The following is a 17,416-nucleotide window of genomic DNA, read 5'->3' as shown; positions in this document are numbered from 1 at the left end:
CCGGACCGCGCCACGGGCGCGGTCGGGCGATCTCGGTTCGCGGAGGGGCGCGTCAGCTGCCGCGGACGTCGACCGCGATCGACGCGCGCAGCGCCTTCGCGCAGCGGGCCGAGCCGCCCGGCGCGGAGACGTTCAGCTCGTAGGCGCCGCGACCGAGCCGCACCTGCGTCTGGACCCAGGAGCCGCGCTTGCGCAGCGTGCGCTTGGCGAGCACGCGCCGCCCGTCGGTGACGCCGAGGCGCGGGGTGGCCGTGCACTGTGCGACGTTCGCCGTGCGCACGACGACCCGCGCGCTGCGCGTGACGCGCACGCGGCGGGTGGCGGCGGAGCGCGCCTTCTTCGCGTTGCCGCGCTGCTGCTTGGCGGTGCGGCTCGGCTGCTTCGACGCTCTTCTCTGCTGTCTCCCGCTCGGCTTCGGCTTCGGCGTCGGGTTGGGCTGCGGCGTGGGTTCCGGCGTAGGCTCCGGCGTCGGCGTCGGGGTGGGGTTCGGCTCGGGCGTCGGCGTCGGGTTCGGCTCGGGCGTCGGCGTCGGGGTCGGCTCGGGCGTCGGCGTCGGGTTCGGCTCGGGCGTCGGCTCCGGCTCGGGCGTCGGCGTCGGGTTCGGCGTCGGCTCGGGCGTCGGGTTCGGCGTCGGCGTCGGCTCCGGCTCGGGCGTCGGCTCCGGCGTCGGGTTCGGCTCCGGCGTCGGCTCGGGCTCCGGTCTGGGCTCCGGCTCGGGCGCGGCGTCGCGGGTCAGGATCAGCGCACTCTTCGGCGCGACGGAGGCCGCGGTCGCGCCCTGCAGGCCGGAGCCGCTGTACGCCCCGCCGAAGGAGACGCGCACGGTGCTGGTCGACGGGTTGACGACGACGAGACCGCGCTGGAAGCTGCGCGTCCACGCCCCGCCGGAGACCGAGCGGGCCGCGCCGGTCGCGGCGCCCAGGTCGACGTCGAAGTCGGCATGCCAGGTGTCGTCGCGATAGTTCTCGGCGGCGAAGTAGTCGACGCGGCCCTCGCCGACCAGCAGCGTCGAGGCCCAGCCGTAGCGGATCGCCTGCGCGTCGGATGCGGACGCCTGGGTGACGGCGAGGAACCGCTTGCCGAGCCGCTGCGCGGTGGCGATCTGGTCGAGCTGCACTCTCCACTGGCCAGCGTCGCGGTAGCCCTCGCCCTTCGTCGTCGACCACTTGAGGAACATCTCCTCCAGCCCGCCGTCGAGGTACTGCAGCCACTGCTCGGCGACCGCGGGGTACTCGACCCATGCGCCGATGTTCGCGTAGACGAGCTTCCCGCTCGCCTTCAGGCGGGGGTAGACGTACTCGAGCATCGAGCGGACCGCCTGCTGGTAGGCGCGGTCGGTCGGGTAGCGCGCGATCTTCGAGGCGTCCGTGTGGTACTTCGCGGTCAGGTTGGTGTCGTCGAGCATGACGCCGTCCCACGGGCCCTTCGCGAGCGTCTTCTGGACGTTCTCGATCCAGCGCTGCTGGTAGCCGGCGTTGGCCGGATCGGCCATGTACAGGTAGTTCCACGAGGCGTGCGTGAGGCGCTGCCCGGAGGTGTTGAGCAGGAACCAGTCGGGATGCGCGCTGTCGGCCTCCTCGTAGCCGACGCCGGTCGAGCGGATGCCGCTCGTCGACGTCCCTCTGATCATCGCCGTCAGGTTCTGGTACGCGAGCACCCGGATGTTCGGGTTGGCCGCCTTGAGCGAGCGCGCCCGGTCGATCTCCCACGCCTGCATCACGATCGTCGACTGGCGCTGAGCCGACTGCTGCACGTTCTTGAACGGCGGCGGCGTCTCGAGCGCGAGCCGCAGATGGCCCGCGACCGACTCCGCCGCCGAGGCCTGCGCCGAGATGCCGCACGTCACGGCGAGGAAGATCGCGCAGATGAGCGCTTTGCGCATCGAGAGCCTGCCTTTCGGTAACCCGGCTGACCTCTCGGGGGAGGTCCCGTGGCTTTGCGTCCCCGCCTCACGACGGGTTTGCCGTTGTCGCTGTCAGGCGCCGATGCGCCCCTTCGTTCCATACCCTGCTTCGGGTGCGGAGAGCCGCGGCGCAAGCGTGCTTGCGGCGGCTTGGACAGATGGTCGAACGCCGGCCCGTTCAGCGCCGGGCCGGCGTCGCGCGCGCTAGGGGATGTTGCGGTAGCGGCCGTCCCACGGGTCGGGGTAGGCGCCGGCGTCGAGCGCCTCCAGCAGCTCCCCGATCCCTTCCGGGACGGTCGACTCGGTCTCGAAGCCGAGCCGGGCGCGGACCTTGTCGAACGAGACCTTGTAGTCGCGCGGGTCCTCGTCGCGGCGCACGTAGGTGACCTTGCCCCTGCTCGTCTGCGCCTGGATCGCCTCGACGAGGTCGAGCTTGCGGTAGTTCTCGCCCGAGCGGCCGACGTTGTAGACCTCGCCGACGACGTCGGCGTCGGGAGCGTCGAGCACGGTGCGGATCGCCCGCGCCGCGTCGCGCGTGTGGACGTACGGGCGCCAGAACTGCTCGCCGAAGACCTCCAGCTCGCGGTCGGCCCAGAGATCGCGCGTGAACTCGTTGACGGTCAGGTCGAAGCGCATCCGCGGCGCGACGCCGTAGACGGTCGCGAAGCGCAGGCAGGTCGCCGGCAGGCCCTCGACGACGCCGCCGAGCAGCGCTCTCTCGACCTCGACCTTCTGGGTCGCGTAGAGCGAGACCGGCGCGAGCTCGCCCTCCTCGGTGATCGGGACGGTCGGATCGGCCATGCGCCCGTAGTTGGAGCAGGTCGACGCGAACACGAACCGGCGCACGCCGCCGTCGCGGGCCTCGCGCGCGAGCGCCAGCGCGGCGTCGACGTTGAGCGCCTGCGAGCCCTCCGGGTCGCGCGCGCAGGCCGGATCGCCGACGATCGCCGCGAGGTGGACGACCTCGTCGACGCCGTCGAGCGCGCGTGCGCGCACGGAGGCGTCGCGGACGTCGCCGCGGATCACCTCGGCGCCCTGCTCCTCCAGCCCCCGGGCGAGGTCCTCCTGCCCGTGCAGCAGGATGTCGAGGACGCGCACGCCGCGTCCCGTGGCGAGCAGCTGCTCGACGAGGCAGCAGCCGATGTAGCCGGCTCCGCCGGTGACCAGGGTCGTGGGCAACGTCAGCGCTCCTTCTCGTTGGTGGGCGTCGGCCGCGCGGACGCCTCAGCGCTTGCGCGCGCGGACCGCGACGGTGATCTGGAAGTCCTCGTCGTCGGCGGCGAAGTCCGCCGGCGTCATGTCCTCGGCGGCGAGGCCGTAGAGGAAGGCGCTCGCCAGCAGCACGTTGCCGTAGGCGCGCACCTCGACGTCGGCCGGGTCGAAGACGGTCGCGAACAGGCGCGCGGCGGCTCTGTCGGTGAAGCGCCAGTAGTCGCCCCACGAGTCGCGCCCCTCGCGGTCGACGGGGCACAGCCCGCCCATCGTCGCGAGCACGACGCCGCCCGGCGCGAGCGCGTCGTGGACGTTGCGGACGGCCGCGTGCAGGTCGAACATCGTCGGCAGCGTCTCGGTCAGGATGATGCAGTCGTAGTGCGATCTCGGCACGTTCGTGCCCTGCTCGAGGTCGCCGACGAACGTCGCCAGCGGGTTGCCCTCGACCGCATGCAGGACCTCGCTGCGGGTGACGCGCTCGCCGCCGTATCTGCGCGTGTAGTCGGGATCGCCGATCTCCAGCACCGTGCCGCGCACGTCGGCGGCGTGCTCGGCGAGGAAGCGCTCGATCAGCACGCGGTCGATCGGCGTCCCGCGCTCGAAGCCCCACGTCCGGCTGACCGGATGGCGCTGCGCGGCGCCGAGCAGCATGCGACGGCGCAGCCGCAGCGGCCGCAGCCGTCTGCGCACCGAGCCGAGCGGGGCGGCGAGCGGACCGGCGCCGCCGACGAGGGCGCGCACGGGTCCGCGGGAGGCCTCCGGGAGCGCGTCGGCGGCCTGCGAAGAGGAGCGTCTTTGCGACACGTCCCGTAGTCTAGTCGGGAAAGCAGCCGAAAGGCCCATCGGCGGCAGTCGCAACCCACCCCGGAGCCTGCGCAAGGTGAACACCTCCCCCGCCGTGACAGTCGTGATGCCGACGATCGGCCGCTGGCCGCTCGTGCGCCGGACGCTCGAGGGAGCGCTCGCGCAGCGCGACGTCGAGCTGGAGGTCGTCGTCGTCGACGACGGCGACGAGGAGCCGCCGGAGTGGCTGACCGGGCGGCCGGCCGTGCGCCACCTCCGCGGCGGCCGCAGAGGCGTGGCGGCCGCGCGCAACCTCGGCGTCGAGCAGGCCGCCGGCGAGTGGGTCGCGTTCCTCGACGACGACGACCTGTGGGCGCCGTGGAAGCTCGCCGAGCAGCTGCGTGCGGCGACCGCGGCGCAGGCGGGCTGGTGCTATGCCGAGGCCGTCCACGTCGACCCCGAGCTGCGCCCGTTCGCCGCGATCCCCACCCCCTCCGCCGACGACATCGCCGCGCGGATGTTCGCCTACCAGGCCGTTCCCGCCGGCTGCTCCAACGTCCTCGCCCGGCGCGAGGAGATCCTCGCGATCGGCGGCTTCGACGAGCAGTTCCACCAGCTCGTCGACTGGGACATCTGGCTGCGGCTCGCGGCTCGTCGCCGCGCCGTCGTCGTCGAGCGGGTCGCGGTCGCCTACGTCGAGCACCCGGGCAGCATGCTGCTGACCCATCGCGAGAGCATCTTCAAGGAGTGGGCGCTGCTGCGGCGCAAGAACCGGGCGCTGGCGCACGCGGCCGGCTGCCGCTTCGACGACCGCATGTTCGGCTTCTGGGTCGCCAACCGCTTCGAGAAGGCCGGCGAGCGCCGCGCCGCCGCGCAGGCCTCGCTGTACGCCGGCGCGCGCTACCTCGATCCGGCGCTGCTGCGCAACGGCCTCGCGCTGCTCGCCGGCCGCCGCGCGCCGGCCGCCGAGCCGACCGCCGCGGCCGCTCCGCCGGCGCCCGACTGGCTCGTCGACTACGCCGCCGTCGTCAGCTGAGCGGTCGGGGCGGGCGGCGTCGCGGAGGCGCCTCGCGCGTCGAGCAGCGCCCGCGCGAGCACGAGCGCGAGCCGCCCGCGCTCCTCCTGCGGCGGATAGACGCGGCCGAGCCACAGCGGCGGGCTGTCGGGCCCGACGGCGGTCGGCATCGTCGTCCACGCCTCGCGGAAGCCGGCGTCGGCGGCCGCCGCGACGACCCGGGCGTCGGCCTTGCCCGACGGGTACGCGATCGTGTCGACAGGCCGGCCGACGGCCGCGGCGAGCGCCTCCCGCCCGTCGCGCAACGCGGCGGCGAGACCGTCGTCGTCGAGGAACGGCAGCGTGTCGTGCCGGCGCGTGTGGAAGCCGATCTCGTGCCCGTCGGCGACCAGCGCGGCGACCGCCGCGGCCGGCAGCCCCTCCGCGGGCGGCGGCCCGAGCCGCTCGGCGATCGCGGCGACGAGCGCGTCGCGCTCGGCCGCCGGCAGCCGCTCGACCTCCGCCGCCAGCGCGTGGATCCGCTCGCGCGCGGTCGACGGCACGTGCGGCGGGACGGCGATGCCGGCGTCGACCGCCTGCTGCAGCCGCTCGTACCAGAAGTCGAACGGCCGCTCGAGCGTCGCGCCCGACAGGAAGAAGGTCGCCCGCATGCCCGCCGCGCGCAGCAGCGGCAGCGCGACGGCGGCGTGGCCGGCCCAGTCGTCGTCGAAGGTCAGCGCGACCGGGAAGCGCTCGAAGCGCCGGCGCCGCGCGGCGGCCGCGCGCAGCTCGCTCGCCGGCACGACGCGATAGTGGCGGGCGAGCAGCGCCAGCTGGCCGCGCACGAGCGCGGTCGCCTGCGCCGGCACCAGCTCGACGGCGGGATCGCCCGGCGGGTCGCCGACCCGATGGAAGACGAGCGCGACGCCGAGCTTGCGCGACGTCGCCCGCAGCAGCAGGCCGAGCAGCAGGCCGGCCGGCCCGACGAGCGCGCGCTTCACCGGCCGCAGGCGACGCCGCAGCGCCGCGACGAGCGGCGGGCGCGCGCCGCTCACGCCGACCCCTTCGCGCGGCTCGCGAGCGCCTTCGCCCGCTCCAGCAGCGAGCGGTCGACGAGCAGCAGCACGCCGCCGTAGGCGGCGACGCCGAGGACGCTGCCGGCGATCAGCTCGGGCCAAGGCCCCAGCCCGGCCGCCTCGCAGCCCAGCCGCACCAGCAGCGCGATGGCGGCCAGCGCGACCGCCGCGGCGAACGGCGCCGCGACCGCGCGGGCGACCTGGGCGAAGGAGACGTGCAGCTTCGCGTGCGCGTTCCAGAACAGCATCGCGCTCTCGTAGGCGATGTCGCCGACGAGCAGCAGGCCGACGATCGTCAGCGAGTCGAACAGCGCCGCCGCCGCGAAGATCAGCGGCGCGAAGACGAACAGCCGCACGAGGTTGACGCGCGCCATGAAGCTCGCCCCGCCGGTCGCGTTCGTGAACCAGCCGACCGTCTCGGCGGTGACCGACAGCGCGCCCCAGACGCAGAGGATCGAGAGGATCAGCGCCATCCCGTGCCACTGCGGCCCGAGCACCGCGTCGACGAACGCCGGCGCGAGCACGCCGAGGGCGGCGAGCGGCGCCAGCGCCGGGATCAGCACGAACGTCGTCGCGGTCAGCAGCGCGCGGGCGCGGGCGTCGTGGTCGTCGCGCAGCGCCGCGTAGGCGGGGAAGGTCGCCTCCGAGACCGGCCCGGAGAGCGCCTGCGAGGGCATCACGGCGAGCCGGTAGGAGGTCGAGTAGAGCGCCATCGCGCGGGCGCCAAGGATGCCCGAGACCGCGATCATGTGGAGGTTCTCGCTGAAGAACGAGGTGACCGACTGCGAGACGAAGGCGCGCGACTCGCGGAAGGCGATCCGCGCCCGCGGCGGATCCCAGCGGAAGCGCAGCCGGCGCGGGTAGAGCAGGTAGAGCGTCAGCGCGCTGGCCGCGGTCGAGCCGACCTGGCCGGCGACCAGCGCCCACAGCCCGAGGTCGGCGATCGCGCAGGGAATCGCGATCGCGGTGTAGGTCGCGGCGAGCACGAGCTGCCCGTAGAAGCGGTGTCTGAACTGCATCTCGCGCTGCATCAGGTTCGAGATCAGCCAGGTGATCGTGCTGAAGACGACCGTGATCGCGAGCACCGGCAGCGCGCTCGCCAGCCGCGGCTCGCCGAAGGCGGCGGCGATCGGCCCCGCCAGCGCCGCCGCCGCGCCGGCCAGCACGACCGCCATCGCGACCATGCACGTGAAGACCGTGTCGACCAGCGGCTGGTCGATCGTCTCGCGCACGACCAGCGAGATCGAGAGGCCGTTGTCGGCCAGCAGGTTGAGCGAGTAGACGACGATCAGCGCGGTCGCGACGACGCCGATCTCCGACGGCGCGACCAGCCGCGCGACGATCAGCGTCGCCGCCAGCGAGATCAGCCGGCTGCCGCCGAAGGAGGCGAGCGTCCACGGCACGCCGCGCAGCGCGCGCGTGCCGACCGTCGACCGGCGCTCCTGCTCCGGCTCGCCGGCGACGGGCCGATCAGTCAACGGCGGCGGGTTCCTCGGCCGTCGCGGGCGCGGGCGGCGCGGCAGGGGCCGTGTCGGGCGGCGGCATCCGCCGGCCGACGGCGACCGCGAACGGGCCGCCGTACCACGTCGCCGCGGTCAGCAGCCGGTTCGCGACCCGGCCCGGGAGCGACGCCCCCTCCTGCTGCGCCGGCGTGCGCGCCGCGACGTACGCGAACTGGCCGAGCAGCGCCGCGGCGACCGTCAGCGCCCACGCTCTGCCGCGCCGGCCGAGCAGCGCGAGCGGCGCCAGCGCGACGCCGAGCGCGAGCGTCAGCGCCAGCACCTTCCCGGGGAAGCCGTTGGCGAGCGGCGCGGCCGCGAGGCTGTAGCGCTGCTCCGCCTGCGGGCCGACGAAGCAGGGATGCGGCCGGCGCGGGTCGAGCCGCTCCAGCACCGTCAGCTCGATCGGGATGTCGACGAGCCGGTTGCCGTAGCCCTCGTGGACGATGTCGGCCCAGCGTCCGTAGTTGCGCATCTGGCGGACGTACGCCTTGAAGCTGCGGCGGCGATGGTGGCGGATGATCGCCGTCGGATGGAGCAGCAGGTCGTGGCCGGCGTCGAGGATCCGATAGCAGAAGATCAGGTCGTCGCCGTAGACGATGTCGGGATCGAACATCGTCGCGCGCGCGACGTCGGTCCGCACCGACAGGTTGCAGCCGGCGATGTGGGTGCAGCGCCCGTCGGCGCGCACGATCGGCATCGCGGTCCCGGGGCCGCCGGCGATCGCGCGCTCCTGCCAGTTCGGGTTCGCGACCGGCAGGTTGGGGCCGCCGACCGCGCCCGGGCGCAGGCGGTCGTGCAGCCGCCACAGGCGCGTCAGCCACTGCGGCTCGCCCATCGCGTCGCCGTCGAGGAAGGCGATCACCTCGCCGCGCGCGTGCTCGATCGCGGCGTTGCGCGCTCCCCCGAGACCGACCGTTCCGAGCTCGACCACCTCGACGCCGTGGCGGCGACCGACCGCGACCGAGTCGTCGGTGCTGCCGTCGTCGAGCAGCAGCGTCTCGAAGCGGGGGTATTCGACCGCGGTCAGCGACGAGAAGCACTCCTCCAGATCGCGGGCGCCGTTGCGGTTGCAGACGGCGACGGTGATCAGCGGCGCGTCGTCGAGCCGCCGGCGCTCGGCCTCGAGCACGTCTGCGAGCAGCGCGGCGTCGCGCTCCGCCTCGCCGGAGTCGAAGACGGCCGCCGCGGCGCCGGCGTCGACGGCGGCGACGACGGTGTCGGCGTCGCAGGGCGCCGTGACGTGGAGGACGACCGGCCGGCCCTCGGCGCGCACGCCGGCGCGCAGCGCCGCCCACGCGGTCGCCTCCGCGTCTGACGCCGGCTCGAACAGGAGCGCGTCGACCGGCGAGCGGTCGTAGGCGCCGTCGACCGACGGCGGACCGGCCACCGGCGCCGGCGCGACCGCACGCTTGAGCCGCTTCAGCGCCGCCATCGGCGCGTGCGGCGGCAGCGCGGCCGCCGGCACGACGTACAGATCGGCGCCCAGCGGCGGCGCGGCCAGCTGCTCGGCCGCGAGCACGACGACGCGGGGCAGGTCGCCGGCGGGAAGCGCGCCGTGCGCGACGGTCGCGTCACGCTCGGCCGCCGTCGCGGGGCCCGCGAGCAGCGGACGGGCGTCGAAGCCGGCGAACCCTGTGCCGTCCGGCAGGATGCTGATTCTGGGTGAGGGCACGGGATCGACTCCGGTCGGGTGCGAGCGTGGCGCCGCCGCAGCCGCGCCTGGGGATGCTATCGGCCGTCGGGGCCGGTCGCCTTGAGCGCCGGTCGAGCGCGAGCGCGACACCTGCGATCCTCCCCGCATGCGCGTCGCCCTTCCCCCGCGCCGTCTCGCGGTCCCGCTGGTCGTCGCCGCGCTGGCCGCGCTCGCGGCGGTGGTCGCGCTCGTGAGCTGCGACGGCGCCCTCGCCGCTCGCACCTTCCACGTCAGCCCCGACGGCGACGACCGCGCCGCCGGGACCGCGAGCGAGCCGTGGCGCTCGCTCGCGCGCGTCAACCGCGCGCGCCTGCGCCCCGGCGACCGCGTGCTGCTGCGCGGCGGAGCCGAGTTCCGCGGACAGCTGCGACTCGGGCCCGACGACGCCGGCGCGCGCGGCAGAGCGGTCGCGATCGGCTCCTACGGCGGCGGGCGCGCGACGATCCGCTCCGGCCGCGCCTCCGCCGTGCTCGTGCTCAACGCCGGACGGGTGCGCGTGAGCGACCTGCGGCTGGTCGGCTCCGGACCGCTCGACAACCGCGGCAGCGGCGTCGAGTTCCGCAACACGCTCCCGCGCGCGAGACGCCTGACCGGGATCTCGATCGCGCGCGTCGAGGCGAGCGGCTTCGGCGTCGCCGGCATCGCCGTCCACGGTCGGCCGGCCGACCGCTCCCAGAGCGGCTTCCGCACGATCCGCATCTCCGACTGCGTCGCGCACGACAACCGCCGCTACGGCGTCTACGTCGGCGGGATCGAGGACCGCCGCACGAGACGGTTCGCCAACGCCGACGCGCGCATCGACCGCTGCCGCGCGTACGACAACCACGGCGATCCCCGCTTCACCGCCAACCACTCGGGCAGCGGGATCTTCCTCAGCAACGTCGACGGCGGCGCGATCACCCACTCGGTCGCGCACGACAACGGCTCGCTCAACGCCTGCCGCAACTGCGGGCCGGTCGGGATCTGGGCCGCGATCGCGCGCGACGTGACGATCGAGCGCAACGAGTCCTACCGCAACAGATCGGGGCCGGGCGGCCGCGACGGCGACGGCTTCGACCTCGACGGCGGCACGATCGGCTGCGTCGTCCAGCACAACTACAGCCACGACAACGACGGCGCCGGCTTCATGGTCTACAACTGGACCGGCGCGCCGCACGAGGTCCGCGGCAACGTCGTGCGCTTCAACATCAGCCAGGACGACTCGCGGCGCGGCGGGCTGCCGGCGATCCTCGTCGGCAACGACGGCAGCTCCAACGCCGGCACGCGCGTTCACAACAACACCGTCTACCTGTCGCCGCCGCCCGGCGGCAGACCGGCCGCGATCGGGGTCTACGGCACGACGAGCGCGCTGGTCGCCAACAACGTGCTCTACACGACCGGCGGGCTGCCGCTGGTCGACGCCGCCGCCGACCAGCCCGGGCTGCGCTTCCGCGGCAACCTCTACTGGACCGCCGGGGAGCCGTTCTCGGTCACCGATGCCGGCCGCCGCCACGGGTCGCTGGAGGCGTGGCGCGCCGCGACCGGGCAGGAGCGGGTCGACGGGCGCGCGGTCGGCCGCTTCGCCGACCCGCTGCTCGTCGACGCCGGGGGCGGCCCGACGATCGACGACCCGCGCCGGCTGACGCAGCTCGACGCCTACCGGCCGCGCCCCGAGTCGCCGATCCGCGGCGCCGGGGTCGACGCAGGCGCCCCGGGCCCGGCCGACTACTTCGGGGCGCCGCTGAGACGCGGCGGCCCGTTCGCGCTCGGCGCCGCGCTGCGCTGAGTCAGCCGCGCCGCAGCCAGCCCGGCCGGCGCAGGCGCCGGGCGGCCAGCCGCGGCGCCGCCGGCAGCTCCGTCCCGGCGAGGATCGCCGCCGGCGCGGTCTCGGTCAGCGATCGCACCTGGTCGGGATCGGCGCCGACCGCCTCCAGCGCGCTCGCCAGGCCGGGGGCGCGCACGCGGTCGTCGTGGGCGTCGGAGGCGACGACGTGGACGAGACCCGCCTCCAGCAGGCCGCGCGCCGTGCGCTGGACGAGCCCGCCGAAGCGCCCGTCGAAGGCGCCGGCGGTCGCCTGGACGCGCATGCCGTCCGCGACCAGCCCGCGCAGCACCTCCGGCCGCCGGCGGAAGTCCGGGGAGCGCTCGGGATGGGCGATCAGGATCTCGTGCCCGCGCGCGCGCAGCTGGCGCATGAGGACGTCGAAGCCGACCTCGCGGACGCCGAGCGGCGCCTCGACCAGCAGCCACGGGCCGTCGCCGAGCCGCAGCCGCTCCAGCTCGCCGTCCTCGAGCCGCACGGCGCGATCGGCCGCCAGCTCGCCGGCGGTCAGCAGCCGCAGCTCGATCCGCTCCGCGGCGAGCCGCTCGCGCAGCCGCTCGGCCGCGGCGTCCGCCGCCGCGGCGTCGACGTCGGGGTAGGCGGCCGAGACGTGCGGCGTGGCGACGACCGTGTCCACGCCGGCGGCGACCTGGCGGCGGGCGAGCGCGACGCTGGCCTCCAGATCGGCGGGCCCGTCGTCCAGTCCGGCGAGGATGTGGCAGTGCAGATCGATCATCGGGCGACGCGGCTCCGGCTCAGGGACGGTAGCGTTCCGCGCCTCGCGATGAGCTCCGGAACCGGCAATCCCAGCATCCCGCTGTTCGACCTGCGGATCGAGGACGACGACCTCGCCGCGGTCGCCGAGACGATCCGCTCGGGACGTCTCGCGCTCGGCGAGCGGACCGAGCGCTTCGAGCAGGCGTTCGCCGCCCACCTCGGCGCCCGCCACGCGATCGCGCTCTCCAGCTGCACCGCCGCGCTCCACCTCGCCTACCTGGCGGCCGGCGTCGGGCCCGGCGACGAGGTGATCGTCCCCTCGTACACGATGGCCGCGACGGCGAGCGCGGTGCTCCAGTGCGGCGCGACGCCGGTCTTCGCGGAGATCGTCGGCCGCGAGCGCCCGAGCCTCGACCCCGACGACGTCGCGCGCCGCATCACGGAGCGCACGAAGGCGGTCGCGGTCGTCCACTTCGCCGGCTACGCCGCCGCCGCCGACCGGCTCGCCGCGCTCTGCGACGAGCGCGGGCTGGCGCTGATCGAGGATGCCGCCCACGCGCCGGACGCGTCGCTCGGCGGGCGGGCGTTGGGCACGTTCGGCCTGGCCGGCGCCTTCAGCTTCTTCTCCAACAAGGTGCTGTCGGCCGGCGAGGGCGGGCTGCTCTGCACCGACGACGACGACGTCGCCGCCTTCGCGCGCTCGCGTCGCTCGCTCGGCGTGGTGCGGGGGGCCGACGGCTCGCGCGACGTCGAAGGGGTCGGCTTCAACTACCGGATGGACGAGCCGCACGCGGCGCTGCTGCTGTCGCGGATGAGACGGCTGCGCGCCGACGTCGAGCGGCGGCGGGAGCTGACGCTGCGCTACCGCGAGCTGCTCGCGGGCCTCGACGGCGTGCTCGTCCCCTACGACGACGCCGACGTCGCGACCTGCTCGGCGTACGTGATGCCGGTGATGCTCGAGGAGGACAGACAGGTGGAGGTCAGCCGCCGGCTGCGCGAGCAGGGGATCCAGACGAGCATCCTCTACGCCGCGGTGCACGGCTTCACCGCGTACCGCGAGCGCTTCCCGGACGTGTCGCTGCCGCGCACCGAGCACGCGGCGCGGACCGAGCTGACGCTGCCGCTGTTCCCGACGATGACCGAGGCCGAGCAGGACCGCGTCGTCGGCGCGCTCGCCGAGGCGGTGGCCGCATGAGCGCGCCGACGCGGATCTCGCTCGTCGACGAGACGAGCTGCGAGGCCGACGTCGAGGCGGTGCTCGACTGCCTGCGCTCCGGCTGGCTGACGATGGGGCCGCGGACGCAGGCGCTCGAGCAGCGGCTCGGCGAGCTGACCGGCGCCGCCCACGCGCTCGCCGTCTCCTCCGGCACGGCGGGACTCCAGCTGGCGCTGCAGGCGGCCGGGGTCGGCCGCGGCGACGAGGTCGTCGTGCCGGCGCTCGCGCCGGTCTCGGCGGCCGCGGCGGTCGCCGCGCTCGGCGCCGTCCCGGTGCTGTGCGACGTCGCCGACCCGCTCGCGCCGCACGCCGGCCCCAAGCAGGTCGAGCCGGCGATCGGGCCGCGCACGCGCGCGATCGTCGCGGTCCACCTCCACGGCCACCTCGCCGACGCCGCCGCGCTGCGGGAGCTGGCCGACGCGCGCGGGCTCGTGCTGGTCGAGGACTGCTCGAGCGCGCTCGGCGCACCGGGCGCCGGCGTCGCGGGCGCGCTCGGCGTCTTCAGCTTCGCCGCCGGCCGCCAGCTCGCGATCGGCGAAGGCGGCCTCGTCGTCGCCGCGGACGAGTCGCACGCCGCCCGAGTGAGATCGCTGCGCTCGCACGCGATGACGAGCGGCACGTGGGACCGCCACCGCGGCCACGACCCGCGCTACGACGTCGTCGACGCCGGCTACAACTTCCGCCTCGACGAGCCGCGCGCGGCGCTCGCGCTGACGCGCCTGGAGCGGCTGGCGGGCGAGGTCGACGGCCGGCGGGCGCTGCTCGCCCGCGCTCGCGAGCGCCTGCGGGGGCGCGACGACGTCGCGCTCGTCTTCAACGCGCTGTCGGTCGAGGCGGCCAGTCCGGCGGCGCTGCCGCTCGCGCTCCCCGACGGCGCCCGGCGCGACCGCTTCGCCGCCGCGCTGGACGAGCTCGGCGTGCCGAGCGAGACGCTGCCGGCGCTGCACGCCTTCAGCGCCTACCGCGAGGTGCCCGGCGGCGCCCGCCCGCAGGCCGAGGCGGCCGCGGCGCGGACCTGCCTGCTGCCGCTCTACGCGGCGCTCGGCGACGACGGGATGGGGTTCCTGCTCGACGCCGTCGAGCAGGCGCTCACGCGGACGGGATGAGGCGGTCGCGCAGGCGCTCGAACTCCTCCTGCGCCTGCTCGTAGTCCTCGTGGCGGCCGATGTCGAGCCAGAAGTCGTCGCATCTCCACGCCCGCACGACCTCGCCGGCCGCGACAAGCCGCAGCGCGAGGTCCGGGAAGTCGAGCCGCTCGCCGGGCTCGATGTATCTGAGCGCGCGCGGCGAGAAGCAGTAGACGCCCATGCTCGCCTCGAAGTCGATCGTCGGCTTCTCGTCGTAGTCGGTCAGGCGGGTCGGGTCGCCGTCGTCGCCGAACTTGAGCACGCCGAGCGAGATCTGGATCTCGCGCTTCTTCGTCGCGATCGTCGCCGCGGCGTCGCTCGCTCTGTGGCGCTCCAGCAGCGCGCCGAAGTCCATGTCGGTCAGCACGTCGCCGTTCATCACGAGCACGTCGTCGTCGATGCCGTCGATCAGCGCCAGCGCGCCGACCGTCCCGAGCGGCGCGCCCTCGCGGTAGTAGTCGACCGGCAGGTCGTAGGCCTCGCCGTCGCGGAAGAACGCCTCCAGCAGCTCGGCGAGGTAGCCGGTCGCGATCGTCACGCGCTCGAAGCCGGAGCCCTTCAGCTGGCGCATGATGATGTCGAGCACGGGTCGGTCCCCGATCGGCATCAGCGGCTTCGGCAGGACCGTCGTGAACGGGCGCAGCCGCGTGCCCAGTCCGCCTGCGAGAACGATCGCTCGCTTCACGCTGCACCTCCTTGTGCCTGCATCGGCGCGGAAGCATACGCGTCGGCCCGGCGCCGCGGCGCGGTTGCGGCCACCCTTCGGCCCCCGCGCGGCGGTTCCGCGTACAATCGTCCGCCGAGGGCGCGTAGCTCAGTGGGAGAGCGCTCGCTTCACACGCGAGAGGTCGGTGGTTCGAAACCACCCGCGCCCATCCTCCGGAGGCCCGCTCAGGCGGGCCTTTCGCGTTCCTGCGGCGAGACCGATCCCGGGGACGTGCTGGTTCGAGACCGGCCGTACCCGTCTCCCTCCTCCGTCAGACCGTCCGACCGTGTGCGGGGATACCCTGCCGAGGGTGATTGACTCCCTGTCACAGGGCGCGCTGTTCGAGCGTGCAGCGGCCAGCTCTCACGACGCGGCGTTTCTGGAGATCCTGGAGCGGCACGGTTTCCGCGACCGTCCCCTGCCCGTTCCGCTGCGCGGCCGCTACACGAAGCCCCGGCGCTGGTCGGAGCACGAGCTGGAGTGGGCGTTCGAACAGTGGCGCGACGGTGCGACGTTCAACGCGATCACCGCTGCGCTCAACCGCAATCCGCAGGACATCATCTTCAAGCTCCTCGAGCTCTGCAGAGAACGCGGCGAGATCTTCACGCAGGCGGGGCGCAGCCTTGGATCCGCGAACTGGACCCCTGAAGCGGAAGCGTGCGCCAATGAGCTGTTCGCGGCCGGGCTGCCAGCGTGGAAGATCGCGCTCATCTTCGAGGTCGACTTCGAGCACTGCGAGAAGCGCCTGTACGCAGCACGCAGAGACTACGGCCACCGGAAGAAGAACCCGTTCGCCATCTGCACCGACCACAAGCGCGCCGTGAACGTCGCCGTCGTCCAGGCGACGGCGACGCATGCGAAGCGCGTCTTCGACGGATACGCCGGCGAGGGAATCAGCACGGTCCAGTACATGGACGTGCTCCCGCAGGCGACGTTCGTCGCCGTCGAGGAGAACGCCGAGACGGCCAGCAGATTGGCCGGGGCGATCACGGAGCCCGGCCGGGTTGAGATCGAGATCGACACCGCGCGACGTGCGCTGCTGCGCCGACTCCTGGAGCGGCCCGACGAGAAGTTCGATCTGATCGACCTCGACCCGTTCGTGACGTGCGCCGACACGATCGGACCGGCACTCGAGATGGCGCAGGACAACGCCATGATGTTCGTGACCTTCGGAGGCGAGTACCGCCGGTGCTTCATCGGCAGCAACCGGAAGTCCCTGGCGAAGCGCTATCGCATCCATCTGCCCGAAGCGTCGAATGCGGAGGCGCTCGAGGAGATGCCTCGGTTCATGCTGGGCGAGCTCGCGTCCCAGGCGATGACGCAGGGATTCCTCGTGGAACCACTCCTCGTCATCCGCTATCCGATGATCGTCCGCGCCTATCTCCGCCTTCGCCGGGCGAAGAGCACGCAGTCGCTCTTGGACGGCTTTGCCCGCTCGGTCGTTCGCGACGAACGCGGAGCGTACTTCAGGGTTCCGATCCCGAAGTGGCGCAGCGTCGACAGGCACCATCCGCTGACCGTCACCGGAGCAGAGGCGCCGCACGTCCCGCGGAACCGCCGCTGATGCAGACGCTCTACCAGTTCGGCAAGGATGCCACGCTGCGCCTGATCGGCGACTACCTGGAGCTGCTCGAAGCAACGCGCGGTCTCGACGACGTCGGGCCCTCGCACTTCGAGAAGCGGGAGTGGCGGTTGTTCCTCCTCGGCGGCAAAGGCGTTCAAGCGCACGAGATGCCCGAGACCGCCCAAGCCGCCCATGCGCTCCACAGCGGACGACGCGCCATCGACCACGACATCCAGTCGGCCGTGGCCGGACCGCTCTACATCGAGATGCAAGCGCATGCGCTCTCGCTCGCCCGACGCGCGGCGGTGCTCTCCGACGGGTTCACGACGCTCGAGGCCGATGTGCTCCACGACGAGCCGGAGCTGCTTCCGATCTACATGCATGCCGCGGGCGTGTTCAGCATGTCTGTGCTGCGGAAGGCGGTCGGGACCATCTCCGATACCGGCATGTCGCCGCGTGCCGCCGCTCGTGCCGTGGACTTCCTCCTCCCGCGTCTCACGGGCGACGTCGATCCCAAGCGCCTCGTCGAGCGCCTTGGCTCGACGCTCGAGGGCCAGGCGCGCGACCTGCTCGGCCGCTACCTCCTCGAGGCGGTGGTGGAAGCGGCCTTCAGACGTCATGGCGTAGCGTTCCAGCGCGAGACGGAGTACAAGGCGCTCGCGGGGGTCGTGTACGACCACCGCGCCGACTTCGTCGTACCGGATGCGACCGCTCCGAAGCTGTTCGTCGAGGTGCGCCGCAGCTCGGCTCGGCACTCGAGCCTCTACGCCAAGGACAAGATGTTCTCGGCGATCAATTGGAAGGGGCGGCACAGCGACCTGATCGGGGTGTTGGTCATCGACGGCGAGTGGTCGCAGCATTCGAAGCTGGCGCTGGCCCACGTGTTCGACTACGTCCTGCCGGTCTCCGCGGCCGACGAGCTCGCGAGAGTCGCGCAGGCCTATCTCGCAGGCGACACGAGCAAGCTGTTGCGCACGATCACGTTCGAGATCTCCGCTCGGAACGGCGGGGAGCTTCCCCGCCGCCCGGACGCGCCTCTGGCCGACAGCGTGCCGGACCCGTAAGCCGCGATCTGTCCGCCTCGTCGTCCGGCATCCACCCCTCCGGGTGCACCAGCAGACG

Annotated in this window: 14 protein-coding genes, 1 tRNA gene and 1 riboswitch; of the genes, 7 read left to right on the top strand and 8 right to left on the bottom strand. The window is 74.0% G+C overall.

The annotated features are described in order from the left end of the window. Positions 1 to 52 precede the first annotated feature (52 nt). The 3 genes from BDZ31_RS06165 to BDZ31_RS06155 form a co-directional block, all read right to left on the bottom strand. Positions 53 to 1,882, bottom strand: a complete 1,830-nt coding sequence (locus BDZ31_RS06165; RefSeq protein ID WP_183339999.1) for a putative glycoside hydrolase — start codon at positions 1,880 to 1,882, stop codon at positions 53 to 55. 13 nt (positions 1,883 to 1,895) lie between these two features. Next, a riboswitch (cyclic di-GMP riboswitch) is annotated at positions 1,896 to 1,975 on the bottom strand. A 132-nt stretch (positions 1,976 to 2,107) separates the two neighbouring features. Continuing rightward, a complete protein-coding gene (locus BDZ31_RS06160) occupies positions 2,108 to 3,082 on the bottom strand; it encodes an NAD-dependent epimerase/dehydratase family protein (RefSeq protein WP_183339997.1) in 975 nt (324 codons plus the stop codon). 45 nt (positions 3,083 to 3,127) lie between these two features. Then, a complete protein-coding gene (locus tag BDZ31_RS06155; protein ID WP_183339995.1) occupies positions 3,128 to 3,856 on the bottom strand; it encodes a methyltransferase domain-containing protein in 729 nt (242 codons plus the stop codon). Between the two features lie 139 nt (positions 3,857 to 3,995). Here BDZ31_RS06155 and BDZ31_RS06150 point away from each other — a divergent pair, with 139 nt between their 5' ends. Next, complete coding sequence (locus BDZ31_RS06150; RefSeq protein WP_183339994.1) at positions 3,996 to 4,934, top strand: glycosyltransferase; 939 nt, start codon at positions 3,996 to 3,998, stop codon at positions 4,932 to 4,934. On the opposite strand, the gene BDZ31_RS24790 is transcribed toward BDZ31_RS06150, so the two are convergent. From BDZ31_RS24790 to BDZ31_RS06135, 3 genes are read right to left on the bottom strand one after another with little or no spacing between them, the layout of a single operon-like run. Further along, positions 4,913 to 5,947 (bottom strand): polysaccharide deacetylase family protein, encoded by a 1,035-nt coding sequence (locus tag BDZ31_RS24790; protein WP_183339991.1) that lies wholly within the window; start codon positions 5,945 to 5,947, stop codon positions 4,913 to 4,915. The two genes, BDZ31_RS06150 and BDZ31_RS24790, sit on opposite strands and share 22 nt — an antisense overlap. Then, positions 5,944 to 7,446 carry an oligosaccharide flippase family protein gene (locus BDZ31_RS06140; RefSeq protein WP_183339989.1) on the bottom strand — a complete coding sequence of 501 codons (1,503 nt, stop codon included), beginning with the start codon at positions 7,444 to 7,446 and terminating at the stop codon, positions 5,944 to 5,946. Before BDZ31_RS06140 ends, BDZ31_RS24790 begins: the two co-directional genes overlap by 4 nt. Beyond that, positions 7,439 to 9,142, bottom strand: coding sequence for a glycosyltransferase (locus BDZ31_RS06135; RefSeq protein ID WP_183339987.1), 1,704 nt, complete (start codon positions 9,140 to 9,142; stop codon positions 7,439 to 7,441). Before BDZ31_RS06135 ends, BDZ31_RS06140 begins: the two co-directional genes overlap by 8 nt. 127 nt (positions 9,143 to 9,269) lie before the next feature. On the opposite strand from BDZ31_RS06135, the gene BDZ31_RS06130 reads away from it, so the two are divergent. Then, positions 9,270 to 10,928, top strand: a complete 1,659-nt coding sequence (locus BDZ31_RS06130; protein ID WP_183339984.1) for a right-handed parallel beta-helix repeat-containing protein — start codon at positions 9,270 to 9,272, stop codon at positions 10,926 to 10,928. Between the two features lies 1 nt (position 10,929). Here BDZ31_RS06130 and BDZ31_RS06125 read toward each other — a convergent pair whose 3' ends face one another. After that, positions 10,930 to 11,700 (bottom strand): tyrosine-protein phosphatase, encoded by a 771-nt coding sequence (locus BDZ31_RS06125; protein WP_183339982.1) that lies wholly within the window; start codon positions 11,698 to 11,700, stop codon positions 10,930 to 10,932. Positions 11,701 to 11,748: 48 nt separating this feature from the next. Between BDZ31_RS06125 and BDZ31_RS06120 the strand changes: the two genes are divergently transcribed. After that, positions 11,749 to 12,876: a DegT/DnrJ/EryC1/StrS family aminotransferase gene (locus BDZ31_RS06120; RefSeq protein ID WP_183339980.1), complete on the top strand. Its 1,128-nt coding sequence runs from the start codon at positions 11,749 to 11,751 to the stop codon at positions 12,874 to 12,876. Continuing rightward, a complete protein-coding gene (locus BDZ31_RS06115; protein ID WP_183339979.1) occupies positions 12,873 to 14,003 on the top strand; it encodes a DegT/DnrJ/EryC1/StrS family aminotransferase in 1,131 nt (376 codons plus the stop codon). The genes BDZ31_RS06120 and BDZ31_RS06115 overlap by 4 nt, the downstream gene beginning before the upstream one ends. On the opposite strand, the gene BDZ31_RS06110 is transcribed toward BDZ31_RS06115, so the two are convergent. Then, positions 13,987 to 14,709, bottom strand: a complete 723-nt coding sequence (locus BDZ31_RS06110) for a sugar phosphate nucleotidyltransferase (protein ID WP_183339977.1) — start codon at positions 14,707 to 14,709, stop codon at positions 13,987 to 13,989. The two genes, BDZ31_RS06115 and BDZ31_RS06110, sit on opposite strands and share 17 nt — an antisense overlap. A 118-nt stretch (positions 14,710 to 14,827) precedes the next feature. Here BDZ31_RS06110 and BDZ31_RS06105 point away from each other — a divergent pair. The 3 genes from BDZ31_RS06105 to BDZ31_RS06095 all read left to right on the top strand — a co-directional run bounded on the left by BDZ31_RS06105 (position 14,828) and on the right by BDZ31_RS06095 (position 17,358). Further along, positions 14,828 to 14,899 (top strand) — tRNA-Val (locus tag BDZ31_RS06105). A 141-nt stretch (positions 14,900 to 15,040) separates the two neighbouring features. Beyond that, complete coding sequence (locus BDZ31_RS06100; RefSeq protein WP_183339975.1) at positions 15,041 to 16,294, top strand: hypothetical protein; 1,254 nt, start codon at positions 15,041 to 15,043, stop codon at positions 16,292 to 16,294. Continuing rightward, the gene (locus BDZ31_RS06095) at positions 16,294 to 17,358 is read left to right on the top strand and encodes a hypothetical protein (RefSeq protein ID WP_183339973.1); all 1,065 of its coding nucleotides are present in this window, start codon (positions 16,294 to 16,296) and stop codon (positions 17,356 to 17,358) included. The genes BDZ31_RS06100 and BDZ31_RS06095 overlap by 1 nt, the downstream gene beginning before the upstream one ends. Positions 17,359 to 17,416: the final 58 nt, after the last annotated feature.

Origin of the sequence: Conexibacter arvalis (genome assembly GCF_014199525.1) — a bacterium.
Taxonomy (GTDB): Bacteria; Actinomycetota; Thermoleophilia; order Solirubrobacterales; family Solirubrobacteraceae; genus Conexibacter; species Conexibacter arvalis.
This window is presented reverse-complemented; position numbering and strand designations above follow the sequence as displayed.